The sequence below is a fragment of the Bacteroides sp. BFG-606 genome, assembly GCF_024788145.1.
Classification (GTDB): Bacteria; Bacteroidota; Bacteroidia; order Bacteroidales; family Bacteroidaceae; genus Bacteroides; species Bacteroides vicugnae.
Window position 1 is genome coordinate 21,091 of record NZ_JANUIL010000002.1, and the last position, 14,505, is coordinate 35,595.

11 protein-coding genes and 1 pseudogene are annotated in these 14,505 nt (G+C 39.2%); all 12 read left to right on the forward strand.

Going from position 1 to position 14,505, the window contains the following annotated elements; translation table 11 throughout:
* Positions 1 to 25 precede the first annotated feature (25 nt).
* On the forward strand, positions 26 to 367 hold the full coding sequence (locus tag NXV01_RS25710) for a hypothetical protein (protein ID WP_259022787.1): 342 nt from the start codon (positions 26 to 28) through the stop codon (positions 365 to 367).
* Between the two features lie 13 nt (positions 368 to 380).
* Positions 381 to 1,055, forward strand: coding sequence for a DUF5018 domain-containing protein (locus NXV01_RS25715; RefSeq protein ID WP_259023504.1), 675 nt, complete (start codon positions 381 to 383; stop codon positions 1,053 to 1,055).
* A gap of 44 nt (positions 1,056 to 1,099) precedes the next feature.
* Positions 1,100 to 1,678 carry a hypothetical protein gene (locus NXV01_RS25720; protein WP_259023505.1) on the forward strand — a complete coding sequence of 193 codons (579 nt, stop codon included), beginning with the start codon at positions 1,100 to 1,102 and terminating at the stop codon, positions 1,676 to 1,678.
* A gap of 29 nt (positions 1,679 to 1,707) precedes the next feature.
* Entirely contained in the window at positions 1,708 to 2,487 is a 780-nt protein-coding gene (locus tag NXV01_RS26120) for a family 10 glycosylhydrolase (RefSeq protein WP_259023506.1), read from the forward strand.
* Positions 2,484 to 2,951 carry an alpha amylase family protein gene (locus tag NXV01_RS26125; RefSeq protein ID WP_259023507.1) on the forward strand — a complete coding sequence of 156 codons (468 nt, stop codon included), beginning with the start codon at positions 2,484 to 2,486 and terminating at the stop codon, positions 2,949 to 2,951. The genes NXV01_RS26120 and NXV01_RS26125 overlap by 4 nt, the downstream gene beginning before the upstream one ends.
* Before the next feature lie 36 nt (positions 2,952 to 2,987).
* Positions 2,988 to 3,971 carry a phosphodiester glycosidase family protein gene (locus tag NXV01_RS25735; protein WP_234133908.1) on the forward strand — a complete coding sequence of 328 codons (984 nt, stop codon included), beginning with the start codon at positions 2,988 to 2,990 and terminating at the stop codon, positions 3,969 to 3,971.
* 118 nt (positions 3,972 to 4,089) lie between these two features.
* Positions 4,090 to 5,388, forward strand: coding sequence for a family 10 glycosylhydrolase (locus NXV01_RS25740; protein WP_234133909.1), 1,299 nt, complete (start codon positions 4,090 to 4,092; stop codon positions 5,386 to 5,388).
* A 33-nt stretch (positions 5,389 to 5,421) separates the two neighbouring features.
* Entirely contained in the window at positions 5,422 to 7,395 is a 1,974-nt protein-coding gene (locus NXV01_RS25745) for a glycoside hydrolase family 97 protein (protein ID WP_309569305.1), read from the forward strand.
* 12 nt (positions 7,396 to 7,407) lie between these two features.
* The gene (locus NXV01_RS25750; RefSeq protein WP_259022797.1) at positions 7,408 to 8,796 is read left to right on the forward strand and encodes an SGNH/GDSL hydrolase family protein; all 1,389 of its coding nucleotides are present in this window, start codon (positions 7,408 to 7,410) and stop codon (positions 8,794 to 8,796) included.
* Positions 8,793 to 10,265 (forward strand): calcineurin-like phosphoesterase family protein, encoded by a 1,473-nt coding sequence (locus NXV01_RS25755; protein ID WP_259022798.1) that lies wholly within the window; start codon positions 8,793 to 8,795, stop codon positions 10,263 to 10,265. Before NXV01_RS25750 ends, NXV01_RS25755 begins: the two co-directional genes overlap by 4 nt.
* A 25-nt stretch (positions 10,266 to 10,290) precedes the next feature.
* Positions 10,291 to 12,294, forward strand: coding sequence for a glycoside hydrolase family 97 protein (locus NXV01_RS25760; protein ID WP_259022799.1), 2,004 nt, complete (start codon positions 10,291 to 10,293; stop codon positions 12,292 to 12,294).
* 7 nt (positions 12,295 to 12,301) lie between these two features.
* A pseudogene (locus tag NXV01_RS25765) lies at positions 12,302 to 14,484 on the forward strand (alpha-N-acetylglucosaminidase).
* Positions 14,485 to 14,505 lie beyond the last annotated feature (21 nt).

Below are 14,505 nucleotides of genomic sequence, written 5' to 3' on the forward strand. Positions count from 1 at the left end.
CAAAGTAATTACATACATCATATTAATGATAGCATTTAGCTTTTCCTTTTCTTCTTGTGAAAAGCATGATGATATCCATTATCATTCTGATTGTGATATCATATCCATTATGGTTCGTGCTAATTCTCCGGAGGATGGTACTACTTATGATGGGCTCATATCAGAGAATGGAAATATAACTTTCGAACTTCCGGCAAAAGTGAAATTGAGCGAATTATATGTAACAGCCAATTTGCCTGTAGCAGCATTTGCTTATCCTTCATTGACTGGTGCTAAAGATTTATCTACTCCATTTAAACTAACTATTGTAGCAGGTGATGGAACGCAAAAGGAGTATACTTTGATTGCTAAACACCCAAATAACTAAAAAAGTAGATGTTATGAAAATAAAATATCATAATTGGCTTCAAGTTGCTGTCATGGCAACAATGGTTGTATTTTCCGCATGCTCGGATGATCCAACATTATACTCTGACACTGATATAACCGGATTCAAAGTTAGATTGGGCGAGGGTAATTATAAACAGGGTACCGTTAAGGATGGTAACATTATTGAATTTAAGATCACTCCGGACTTAGATTTGAGCAAACTCAATGGAGTTACTTGTTCTTTCTTTATCTCTCCATATGCAACAGTTACACCTACCCCCGATGTACCTCAAGATTTTTCAAAAGATGTACATTACACAGTGAAGGCGCAAGATGGCACAACCACTGACTGGACCGTAAAATGGACTTATGGCGGAAAAGTAAATGATGGAGAAGGTTTTGAATATTTTTTCAAAAAATGGGAAATTAGTGTACCCACTCCATCTAATAAAGACAAAGATGGTTTCGGTGCAGTGTTTGGTAATTATATAATAGATACCCAATTTAATTTCTATGATAAATATACAGGGCAGAAAGTAGATAAGACTTTGAATGTGACAGGAATAGACGCTTCTTTGTGCCAGTTAGTCAATGATGACGCCGGTAATTTGATCGGTGTAGTAAAAAATGTAGGGTTATACAGATGGACTACTGTTGAGGGAGCTCCACAAAGGTTGCTAATGTAACTCCCGGAGCAAATAAAGTTTCTGCAATCGGTGATATTGACAAAGTGGGATATGTTTATGATTCTAAACCTGATGGTGTAGGTACACATGCAGTTTACAAATTTGAGAATGGTACATATACAGGCACTTCAACCTTGGTTACCGGTCGTCCCAGTAATGATAGTAACTGGCGACAGATTGTGGCTGTACTCGACGTGTCGGATAACCCACCATTTTACGTAATAGACGCAGTGAATGCCGGAGGTGTAATGGGACCGGAAATCGGTTATAAAGCAAATACGGCAGGGGCATTTAGCAGCATCACAGGTCCATATATAGACATGTGGAATAAGAAAGGATACGCTGGCTGGGGAAATCATGTACTTATTTCCGGTAGAGGTATTCCATTCAATGGCAGATGGTACGGAGCAACCATAACTTGTGGTTGGGGCTGGGTTGGACTGCATCTGCTAGACCCGTCTAGTAATCATTCATTACCTATCACAGAAACAATTGAGCCATGGACTACCAACTCTTGTATCTGGACTACTTGTTCACCAAGTGATGACGGAGAATCATTATATCTCTATTACGGTTATGGTGTAGGTATTCGTTGTTATGAACTTACAAAATACGAGAAATAGGCATACTCCTAATTATATAGAATTGAAATATGTTGAATAAAAGCATTATATCGTTTTTTCTATTGTTATTTGCTACCTGTTCCTTTGCCGGGAACAGGGGCAAAGAACAACCTAAATACCTTTGGTTTGATGCAGAAGCTAATTTTGAACGCTTTGCCTCTAAAGATTCTATTTCTTACTATTTGGAAAAAGCCAAATCAGTAGGATTCAACCAAGTAGTAGTAGACGTCAAACCTATATACGGGGAAGTACTGTATAAAAGTAAAATTCTACCTCCACTTACAACAGTGAATGGTAAAGTAATTCATCGTGACTGGGATTACCTGCAGTATTTTATCAATGAAGCTCGTCGGTTAGGATTAAAAGTCACTGTTTCCACTGCAATGTTTCCGTCCGGACATCCCGCTACCCGCGAAGGTCTGGTCTATGATGAGTCACGTTGGGATGGGAAAACATGCTTGGAATATACACCTGACGGAAAGATGCTTGACATCAGAGAGGATAAGAAAAAAGTAGGAGCTTTTTTAAATCCGGTTCGTAAAGATGTCCGCAAATTTGCTTTAAGTATTGTTCGTGAAATAGTGAAAAACTATGATGTTGATGCTTATGCATTAGATTATTGTCGATATCCAGGAGATGATAGTGACTTCTCTGCTGACAGTCGTAAAGCTTTTGAACATTACTTAGGAAAAAAGTCCGGAACTTTCCAGACGATATTTTCACTTGGAATGCCGATGGAACGAAAAATCCTGGTATTTATTATAAAGAATGGTGGGCATTCCGGGCTAATGTTATCACTAGTTTTGTGAAAGAAGTACGTAAAGAAATTCATTCTATCAATAATAAAGTAGAACTAGAGTATTGGGCCGCTTCCTGGATTCATGGTATTTATGGACAAGGGCAGAATTGGGCCAGTCCAAAATCTGATTTCTCATTAAATTATCCGTGGGGATCGGAAGCCTACAATGAATCAGGATTTGCACCTTATCTGGATACCTTCTTATGTGGAACGTATTTAGAGCGTATCTACGGCATGGATGATCCGGAATCTATAGAGTATGGTATTGCCCGTGCACAGAGATTGGTTGGTAATGATTGCAAAGTATTCGGAACGATATATGCTTTAAATCATAAAACCAATATAGCCGATGCAGTAAGCCTTTGTCTTGAGAAATCGGAAGGATTGATGATATTCGACATAGTACAGGTTATTGAAATGAATCTGTGGGATGATATCCAAAAAGGTATAGAACGTGCGGAAGCACAGAGATAACTAAAAATAAATATTTACGATTAAATCGATATGATAATGAAAAATATATCAAAATATTGGCTTCTTTTCATGATTGCCGCCATGTCTGCGACAAGTTGTTCAGATGATGATAATGAAAAGGTGGTAATGCCGGATCCTGATCCGACAACATTAGGTTGGGTTAAACAGACAACAGAGTTTGGCACATTACCTGAATACATAAGTGTATACAAATCTCCGTCAGAGCTGGAAGGCATGAAAGCCATAGCTTTTATTGCTGTTGCGGATATGTCAAAAGCAAATTTTGCAACTATCGGAGACCAGATATACTCTAAGACTCCCAATCAAATCTGGCAAGCAGAACAACAAAAATATCCGATAATTATGAATGGTGGATATTTTGTAATGGGAGCCGGTAAGTCTGTCAGTCTGCTATGCCGTGGAGGAGAGGTCTTAGCTGTGAACTCGCAGGAGGAAATACGTTCTCAAAAGAGTTATTATCCTACACGAGGTATCTTTCAGCTGTCAAAGAATGGCTATTTCTCCACAGATTGGGCTTATACAACAACTGATGGTGTGACATATACCTATGAACAACCTTCTCCCAATAAGTCCGGTTATGAGCCTCAACCTGCACCTTCGGCTTATTTTCCGACGAGAGGCGTGAAATTAAATGCAGAAACGGCGATTGGAGGTGGACCGATCCTGTTGAAAGACGGAAGTGTGAGAAATACTTTTATTGAAGAACTTTTTGATGAAGAAAGTGGAGTTGCTCCCGAAAGTTATCATCCAAGAACCGCTATCGGAGTAACAGCCAATAATAAGGTGATATTTTTTGTTTGTGAAGGCCGCAGTGTAACGGAAGGTGTAAAAGGTATGAATATGGCTATGATGGCTAATGTCCTGAAGAGCTTAGGTTGTGTAGATGCTATGAATCTTGATGGTGGTGGTTCAACTTGTATGTTGGTCAACGGTCAACCGGTGATAAAGCCAAGTGCTGGTGCCCAACGTGCTATAACTACGGCAGTAGCTTTAAAATAACGGTCGAAAGATCTTTAGGATAACAAGTTTATTTTATTTAGCTTTCTTATTATTCTCGATTTCAGGCTGTATTTTTTCTAAATACCAGCTTGAAGTCGGGAAATAAAAACAATAAAGTATGAAATACATTCCAAGCATTTTATTATTCTTTTTTCTTCTATCACTTAGTAGTTGTTCTACAAAGACTGTAGAATCAGAGCTTCCCGAGCCAAATCCTCCCACTCCTGTCATTCCGGAAGAACCAACTCCTGAAAAAGAAAAAATGCTCTGGTTTGATGCAGAAGCAAATTTTGAACGTTTCTCCAAAAAAGAGAATATCACATATTATCTTGATCTCGCCAGATCAACAGGTTTTAATAAAATTGTAGTCGATGTGCGTCCTGTACAAGGCGATGCCCTGTTTAAAAGTTCCTATTTAACCCCATTGACCGATCTTGCCGGTACACATATCGAAAGAGATTGGGATTATCTTCAATTTTTCATTGATGAGGCTCATAAACGTGAACTTAAAGTTACGGTCTCTGCTACTATATTTACGGCAGGCCTACCTTCTTCTAAAAATGGTATGGCGTACCGTGATGATACATGGGATGGAAAAACTTGTTTGGAATATACCAAAAATCAGGGTTTGATAGATATTAAGGACGATAAAACAAAAGTCTCCGCCTTTTTAAACCCAGTTTTACCGGAAGTACAAGACTTTTGTCTGAATTTTATAAAAGAGTTAGTTACAAATTACAATTTTGATGGTTTTGCCTTAGACTATTGCCGTTATCCGGGAGATGAAAGTGATTTTTCGGAGGCAACAAAAACGGCTTTCGAACAATACATCGGAAAGCAATTAGATCGGTTCCCAGATGATATTTTCATTTGGAATACAGATGGCACTAAACGGACAGGGACTTATTATAAGAAATGGTGGGAGTTCCGCTCTATGGTCATACGTAATTTTGTAGAACGGGTGCGCACAGAAATTAAAAACATTAAACCGGATATTCAATTAGAATATTGGGCTGCCTCATGGATTCATGCTATTTATGGGCAAGGACAAAATTGGGCATCCACCGAATACGATTTTTCCAAAGAATACAGTTGGGCTTCACCTGAATATAAAAATACAGGTTTTGCCGGATTGTTAGACACCTTTCTATGTGGAACTTATTTAACCAAAATATTTGGATTGAACGATCCCGAATCCATAGAATATGGTATAGCGCGTGCACAACGCATTGTTCATGGAGCATGTAAAGTCTATGGCACTTTGTATGCTTTAAATCATAAGGACAATATAGCAGATGCTGTTTATGTCTGTCTTTCCCAATCCGAAGGATTAATGGTGTTTGACATTGTGCAAGTAATAGAATTCAATCAGTGGGCAGCCATTAAGGAAGGAATTCAACGAGCAGAGAGTCTTTAAATAGCGAATATTCAATAAAATATAATATATAAAATGAAACGAGTACTTATATTATTACACATTATTTTATGCACATGCATGGTAATTCAAGCCAAAAACTACACTGTAAGTTCACCGGATGGAAAAATCAAGGTGACGGTAACAGCCGGAAAACTATTAAGTTGGAGTATTGATTACAATGGTGAACGTATACTAAATCCCAGTCTGATGCAGATGGATATTGAAGGGCAGACTGAACAACCGGGAGTAAATCCGAAAGTAATAAAAGCTGAAACACTCAAAGTAAATTCGGAGCAAACAGCTGTCATTCCACTTAAACAAAGAATTATCAAAGATCAATATAACCAGTTAACTCTGACTTGTAAAGGTAACTACGCAATAGTCTTCAGAGTATATAACAATGGAGCCGCTTATCGTTTTGAGACTTCATTAAAGCAACCTAAAGTTATTATTAATACTGAAACCATCGAACAGAACTGGACTGAAGGGTGTAAGCTATATTGGCCAAGAGAAAAGAATCAAGAATATCTCACACACTGCGAAGCCATTTTTGATGAATTAAACATCTCCTCGCTCACTAAAGATATGAAAGGCTATCTACCCATTTATCTCTCTACCCCTAAAGGAACGAAAGTTGTTATTATGGAATCCGATCTTTTCGATTATCCCAATCTATTTTTGACAGGTGATCGTAATAACACGCTGTCCGGTGAATTTCCTCCTGTAGTTTTAAAAAGTGCCTTAAAGGAAGGTGCCGACCGTGACGAAGTATTATTGGAGAAAGCCTCTTACATTGCTGAAACTGAAGGAACAAGAACTTTCCCTTGGCGTGTATTAATGATTAACGAAGACGACAAAGCAGTAATTGAAAATAACTTAGTGTATCAATTAGCCTCTCCATCTGTTACTCAAGACACAGACTGGATAAAACCCGGAAAGATTTCTTGGGATTGGTGGAGTACACTGAACGTATACGGGGTAGATTTTAAGGCAGGTGTGAATACTGATACCTATAAATATTTCATTGATTTCGCTTCAAAATACGGAATTGAATATATTTTATTAGATGAAGGCTGGTCAGCCGGAACCTGGAATATTAAGGAGCCAATACCCGGATTGGATATACCGGAACTGGTACGATATGGAAAGGAAAGAAATGTTGGTCTTGTGTTATGGACTTTATGGAACCCACTTGATAAAGAATTGGACGAAATTCTGGATGTTTATGAAAAATGGGGAATCAAAGGTATAAAAGTAGATTTTATGCAACGTTCGGATCAATATATGGTTAATTTCTACGAACGGGTAGGAAAAGCCGCAATGGACCGTAAATTACTCGTTGATTTCCATGGATCTTTCAAACCTTCCGGTTTACAGAAGAAATATCCCAATGTGATGACTTTTGAAGGTGTACTGGGATTAGAGCACGATAAGGATTCAAGAGATATTAATCCGGTACATGACTTGATTCTTCCATTTACAAGAATGGTAGCCGGTCCGATGGATTATACTCCCGGTGCAGTAAACAATGCAACAGCGGAAGACTTTTACATCAATTTCGTACATCCGATCAGTTTAGGTACACGCGCCCATCAGGCAGCTTTATATGTAGTGTATGAAAGCCCGTTACAAATGTTAGCAGATTCTCCCTCAAATTATTATAAAGCTCCAGAATTTGCCTCTTTTATCTCCCGCATACCTACCATTTGGGAAGATACTAAAGCTATAAAAGCTAAAATCGGAGAACAATTAGTTATTGCCCGCAAGAATGGTAAGAATTGGTATTTGGCAGGTTTAACAGACTGGAATGCCCGTAACATTGAAGTGAAACTGGATTTTCTTGAAGCATCCAAATATAAAATGGAAATTTTCAAAGACGGTGTGAATGCAGATGTTTACGCCTCGGATTTTAAAACAGAAGAGGTAATGGTTTCAAAAGATGAACTAATTAACATCACCATGGCTAAAGGTGGCGGTTGGGCAGCAATTCTTACTCCGGTTGAATAAAAAGGTTTAGTAATGAAGAAAATACTATTTATATTATATACCTGTTGCATTTTATCGTTTCCTGTAAGTGCGCAGCAAATTCCGTCATTTAAAGCAAATGACAGAATTGTTTTTCTTGGAAATAGTATAACGGAAGGAGGGCATTATCATTCTTATATATGGCTGTATTACATGACGCACTTCCCCAATTTACCTCTTCGTATGTATAATGGAGGAATCGGTGGTGATTGTGTGAGCCACATGGTTTATCGTTTCGATTCAGATATTAAAATCAAAAAGCCGACCTATCTGATCTGTTCTTTCGGGATGAATGATTCCGGATTCGACGGATATAATAAGCCCGGATATGATAAGTATGCGAATCAGCAGGTAGAGTATGCTCACACAGAGTTTGAAAAACTGCAACGGCAGATTCTTGCTGACAAAAAAATAAAAAGCGTAGTACTTCTAGGCTCTCCTCCCTATGATGAGAATGTGAAATTGAAAGGAGTAGAAGCTCTACACGGAAAGAATGAGACGATCAAACGAATTATTGAAATGCAGGTAGAAGTTGCCCAAAAGAGAGGATGGGGATTTGTCAATTTCAATACTGTGATGTGCGGGTTGAATAAGCAGATTCAGCTATCTGATTCTACAGCTACTTTCTGTGGCGGTGACCGGATTCATCCTGATAAAGACGGTCATATGGTAATGGCGTACTTATTTCTGAAAGCACAGGGACTTGCAGGACAGGAAATCGCTTCTTTCCAAATCAATGCCACTAACAGGAAAGCAATGGAAGAGCGAAACTGCCGAATATCTCATATAAAGAATGAGAATGATACAATATCTTTCAGATATTTATCCCGTTCATTGCCTTTCCCTATCGACACGATTCCTCGTTGGGGAACGAAAGGCACAGCTCGGGATGCTATCAGACAAATTCCCTTTATGCAGGAAATGAACCAGGAAATAATGAAAGTAACTGATTTGCATGGCATTTTCCGGGTAACTATTGATGGAATAGAAATTGGCTGTTGGAGTGGCGACGAATTGAGTAAAGGAGTTAATCTGGCAGAAATAACATGTACACCCCAATACCAACAGAGTCTGTCTATCATGCATCTGAATGAAGAAAGGTGTGCTATAGAAAAACGTTTACGTCAATATATGGCTATGCAGTATGTCTTTTTTAAGCATAGAGGATTACTTTTTGCAGATAATAAAGCTGCTCTTGATGTTGCCAAAGCGGAACGGGAGAGTCATTACCTGGTGAAGTATTTATATACCAATTATACTCAAGCCATGTTTCCGCAGATACGTGAAGCCTGGCAGGCTGAAATAGACCAGTTGATAACTCAAATATATAAAATAAACAAGCCTCTTACGCGTTTGATTAAAATAGAAAGGATTAAAGAATGAAATTAAGACTATTATTACTTTTATGCCTGTTCCAATGGAGTTTTTCCTGTTTTAGTGTACAGGCTGAAACTACTCCCGTAGTCTATTACGGGAAAGTACTGTCTGGAGGTAAGGGAGTTGCTAACGTACCTGTGACAGATGGTACGCAGATTGTCCTTACAGATAATAAAGGACGATACTCCATGACAAGTACCTCTGATGCAGAATACATCTATATTACCCTTCCTGATGGTTATGACGTTCCGATGAAAGGTAAAATCCCTGTATTCTTTCAAAAAGTACCTGCTCAACCTTCAAAGAAAGTACATTTTGATTTTGAGCTGACACAATCATCTACGAATAATCAAAAGCATGTTTTGGTTGTATGGGCTGACCCACAAGTGTATTTTGACGAAGAAATGCCACAAGTACGGGAGGCCTCAAAAGATGTGAAAGAGCTGTTGGCAACTAGCTATCAGGGAATCCCTGCGTATGGAATAGTGTGTGGAGATATTATTGGTGACATCAATAAAAAGCCCAGCTATTTTGCGCCCATGATAGATGCAATAGCCGAAACGGAAATTCCCTTCTTCTATGTAATTGGAAATCATGACTTAGATTTAAATGTACGTTCCAATGAACATGCACGTACTACTTATAAATCTTATTATGGTCCCACTTACTATTCATTCAATAGAGGAAATGTGCATTATGTTGTTCTCGATGATATTTTCTTTATTGCAAAAAGCTATTTGTATGTTGGTTATCTTACCGAGCAACAGCTCCAGTGGTTGGAACAGGATTTGAAACAAGTTACTCCGGGATCCACAGTAGTAGTTGCTACACATATCCCTACCTATTCAAGAGAAGCACGCCGAAAGGAATGGGGAAAGGAGTCTACTATGAAAGTAATGAATAACCGCTCTCATTTGTATGAGTTGCTAAAACCTTACAATGCTCATATCATGTCAGGACATGAACACTATAATGAAAATTATGTGTTGGCAGACAATCTTTACGAACACGTGCACGCCCCCTTGTCAACATTGTTTTGGCAAGCTCCCTGGGCTTGTGATGGAACTCCGGGCGGATATGCCGTCTACGAGTTTGACGGAGGTAAAGTTAACTGGTATTACAAATGTGTAGGAAAAGATAAGGACTATCAATTTGAACTTTATCCGGTAGGTGCCAGTCGAAATAAAAAGGAAGCAGTGGTGGCAAATGTTTGGAATTACGACCCAACCTGGAAAGTGAAATGGTATGAAAACGGTATTGACAGAGGAGAAATGACTCGTTTTTCCGGATACGACCCTGCTATTTATGAATACTGTGATAAAAACAGTTCTACATTTAAGCATAAGTATTTGGGAGCAGACATTACTGAACACTTGTTTTATGTGGTTCCTGAAATGAAGGATTCCGAAATACGTGTAGAAGTTACAGATCATTGCGGTAATGTATATACCCGTAAAATGCAGCAACCTAAATAAGCAAAAACATAAAAAAGGAAAGAAAATGAATCAACTAACTGCATTAAGAAAAGTGTTTTATATTGTGGGAATCACCAGCTTCCTTTCAGCTTGTAGCCAAACTGATAATCTGGTACTAAAATCCCCGGATGGTAAGATACAACTAACAGTCACAGAGAATGATAATACAATATCATACGCAGTAAATAAAGAGAATGCAACCGTGATACTCCCTTCTAAACTAGGGTTTATCCTGGAACATGGAGATAGCTTAAACCATTTTGTAATTAAAGGCACCGAACGCTCCTCCTTGGACGAAACTTGGGAACAACCTTGGGGAGAGAGTCGATATGTACGCAACCACTATAATGAATTGAAAGTACTACTTCAAGAGGTAGCAGAAAAACGTAAACTTAATATAATATTCCGTCTCTTTAATGATGGTATCGGATATCGTTATGAGTTTCCGCAACAGGAATCCATGGATTCATTAGTTATTATGAGCGAAGCAACAGAGTTTAAAATGCCGCGTATACATAAAGCTTGGTGGATTCCCGCATCCGACCCATATTATGAATGTATAGCAACATTCTCTCCCATAAATGAACTGGATACTGTACGCACTCCTCTAACAATGGAAACTGCAGAAGGAAAGTATCTTGCCATTCACGAAGCTAACCTGACAGATTATCCCAAAATGAATCTGACAGTCAAGGATTCTGCCACACTCTGCGCTTCATTAGTTCCTTGGTCTAATGGAGTTGCAGCATACATCAAAGCTCCATTTGTTACCCCTTGGAGAACAGTTGTTATTGGTGATAAACCGGGTGATCTGGTTACATCTTATTTGATGTTGAATCTCAACGAACCCTCCAAAATCAAAAATACTTCCTGGATAAAGCCAGGGAAATACATCGGTATATGGTGGGAAATGCATTTGGGTAAAGGAACATGGTATTATGGTCCCAAACACAGTGCTACCACTGCTAATACAAAGAAATATATAGACTTTGCATCAGAAAATGGTATCTCCGGCGTGTTGGTAGAAGGATGGAATGTCGGCTGGGAAGGAAACTGGATGAAACACGGGGATTCTTTAGACTTCACCAAACCTTATCCGGATTTTGATATTAAGGCAATCACTGATTATGCCCGTGAGAAAGGCGTAGAATTGATTGGACATCATGAAACAGCAGCTGCTACCCGCAACTACGAGAACCAATTGGACAAAGCCTTCGCTTTCTATCAACAATATGGAGTGCATGCCGTGAAAACTGGATATGTGAATCGCCTAATGGATTTTAAAGAAGCTCATGACGGTCAGTATGGTGTACGTCACTATCGGAAAGTGATAGAAACTGCTGCCAAATATCAAATAGCTATTGACAACCACGAGCCTGTTATGCCTACCGGTATTGAGCGCACATGGCCTAATCTTATGACCCAGGAAGGCGTGCGCGGACAGGAACACAATGCATGGTCTCCCGATGGAGGAAATCCGCCGGAACATACAACTGTTATTCCTTTTACTAGAGGATTAGCCGGGCCCATGGACTTCACATTCGGAACTTTCAACTTTACTAACGAGGCATATCCGGGAACTCGTGTCAATACTACACTTTGCAAGCAATTAGCGCTATTTGTCGTGATCTACAGCCCCTTACAAATGGCCTCGGATTTACCAGAAAACTACAAAGGCATCAAAGCGTTCGATTTCATTAAAGATGTACCTACCGACTGGGATAAAACTTATGTGGTAGATGCCAAAATTGGTGATTATTCCGTGTTTGCGCGGAAAGACCGTAACACCAGCGATTGGTATGTAGGCTGCATCACAGACGAAAATGCAAGAGAATTGGATGTTCCTTTGAGCTTTTTGGATGCGGACGCGAAGTATACTGCTCAAATATATGCTGACGGTGACGATGCGGAATGGAAAACGAATCCGACTTCTTTCAAATATGAAGAGAAAATAGTAACAGCTTCTGACACACTTCATGTCAAACTGGCAACAAGCGGTGGATGTGCTATTCGTTTTATCAAACAATAATATGATTATGAAGAAAATACTAAGTATACTCCTTTTTCTAGTTGTTGTCTGCCAAATACGTGCGGAAGATGCTAATATCACTACCATGCATAAAATGACACAACGGTTGTTTCCTCAACATGCTTCATCTTTTGATTTCCGTCTGTTGAATAATACTTCAGCAGACACTTTTACCATCAAAAGTGAAGGGAATAAAATTATTATTTCCGGAAATAACGCTAACTCTATGGCAGTAGGTTTGAATCATTATTTGAAAAACTACTGTCTGACCACTATTTCATGGTATAAGGATGATCCGATAGAATTACCTAAAACTCTCCCTTCCATATCAACAGAAGTCACTATTAAGGCAAATGTCCCGACCCGTTTCTTTCTAAACTATTGTACGTTCGGGTATTCAATGACTTGGTGGAAATGGAGTGATTGGGAACATTTTATCGACTGGATGGCTTTAAATGGAATCAATATGCCTCTTGCTATTACCGGTCAGGAAGCTATCTGGTATAAAGTCTGGAGTAAACTGGGATTGACAGATGAAGAAATACGGGGATACTTTACAGGTCCTGCACATCTTCCATGGCATCGAATGTGTAACTTGGATGGCTGGCAAAGTCCTTTACCTAAAGAGTGGTTGTCAAGTCAGGCAGCGTTGCAGGAACAGATTGTTGCCCGTGAACGTGAATTTAATATGCGACCTGTATTGCTGGCTTTTGCCGGGCATGTACCGGCAGCATTGAAACGGGTTTATCCCAATATAAAAACAACCAGAGTAAGCGAATGGGGAGGTTTTGCCGATCAATATCGTTGTACTTTCCTGAATCCCATGGATTCTTTGTATGCGATCATACAAAAAGAATATCTTACCGAACAGACTCGTTTATATGGTACAAACCATATCTATGGCATCGATCCGTTCAATGAAATAGATCCTCCTTCATGGGATGCCGATTCTTTGGGAATGATGGCTAAGCATATCTATGAATCTGTAGCTGCTGTAGATCCTGAAGCGGTATGGTTGCAGATGACATGGCTGTTTTATGCTGACATCAAGCATTGGACCACTCCACGTATCAAATCCTATCTTCGTTCTGTGCCTCAAGACAGGTTGATTCTATTAGACTATTTCTGTGAATATACAGAAATCTGGAAACAGACAGACAGTTATTTCGGTCAACCTTATCTTTGGTGTTATCTGGGTAATTTTGGTGGCAATTCCTTTCTGTCAGGTCCGGTAAATTTGGTGAGCGAACGATTGGCAGATGCTTTAAAGAATGGCGGCAGTAATCTTAAAGGAGTAGGTTCCACTCTCGAAGGCATAGACCTGAATCAGTTTATGTATGAATTTGTTCTTGACAAAGCATGGAATGGAGGTCAGACAGATAAAGAATGGTTCTTTAAACTGGCAGACAGACGAATTGGCAAGATATCTCCTGAAGCGAGAAAAGCATGGGAAATACTAGCAAATAAAGTGTACGTCCAACCAGCACAAGTGGGACAAGGCACACTCACCAATGCGCGCCCCTGTTTGAAAGGAAATGGACATTGGACTACCAAACCAACGATTGAATATCAACCAAAAGATTTAGTTGAAGCATGGAGATTGCTATTATCTGTAAAAGACTGTCAACGGGATAGTTATGAGTTTGATCTGGTCAATATTGGACGACAAGTTTTAGGGAATTATTTTAATGTAGTCCGTGATGAGTTCACCCTTGCATATGAAGCGGGAGATATACCGATGATGAAAAACCGGGGAATAAGATGAGAGAGATTCTTGCTGACCTTGATAAACTCGTTAGCTGTCATCCAACTTTCTCACTGCATAAATGGATCACTGATGCTCGTGATATGGGACATGATACCGCTTCTAAAAACTATTATGAAATGAATGCCCGTTCTCTGATTACCATTTGGGGAGATAGCTATCACCTGACCGACTATGCTAATCGATCATGGGCAGGTCTAACCAATCAATATTATTCTGTTCGGTGGGATCGTTTTATAAATAAAGTAATCGAGGCTGCTGAAAAGAAGAAGAATTTTGATGAAGAAGAATTCTTTAATCAATCACGGATTTATGAAAACGAATGGGTAAATCCTAGTAACAGAATCAGCTACAACGAAGGCGGTGACGGAATAAAACTAGCCCGCCAAATCTATAAAAAATACGCAAAAGAAATCATTCGATAAAATTATAAAGTATACCTCAAT